Annotated in this window: 1 protein-coding gene; it reads right to left on the bottom strand. The window is 45.7% G+C overall.

All coding sequences use genetic code 11. The annotated features are described in order from the left end of the window. Positions 1-16: 16 nt before the first annotated feature. Positions 17-440 (bottom strand): FAD-dependent oxidoreductase (locus tag AB4653_RS23960; RefSeq protein ID WP_372105494.1); only part of this gene is annotated, 424 nt, incomplete at its 5' end.

Here is a 440-nt window from a genome sequence, read left to right as displayed (position 1 = left end):
GTTTTAGGTTTAAAGATTAAGCCGTTTCAGCCTCTTTAACTGGAGCTGAGTTACGGATTAGGTGGTCAAATGCACCTAAGCTTGCTTTTGCACCTTCACCCATTGCAATGATGATCTGTTTGTAAGGTACGGTTGTTACGTCACCCGCTGCGAATACACCTTTCATTGATGTTGCGCCATGAGCGTTAATTTCAATTTCACCGCGTGGTGAAAGCTCTACCTTCGAACCCTTCAACCATTCGCTGTTTGGCATCAGGCCGATTTGAACAAAGATACCTGCTAGTTCAATCTGTTTAAGTTCATCGGTGTTGCGGTCTTTGTATTCCAGACCGGTTACGCGGTTGCCATCACCAATCACTTGCGTTGTTTGCGCCATCTTGATGATTTCGATGTTTGGTGTTGCGTTCGCTTTGTCGATAAGCACTTGGTCTGCACGCAGT

Origin of the sequence: Vibrio sp. 10N.222.48.A3, assembly GCF_041475345.1 — a bacterium.
In the GTDB taxonomy this organism is placed as follows: domain Bacteria; phylum Pseudomonadota; class Gammaproteobacteria; order Enterobacterales; family Vibrionaceae; genus Vibrio; species Vibrio tasmaniensis_A.
This window is presented reverse-complemented; position numbering and strand designations above follow the sequence as displayed.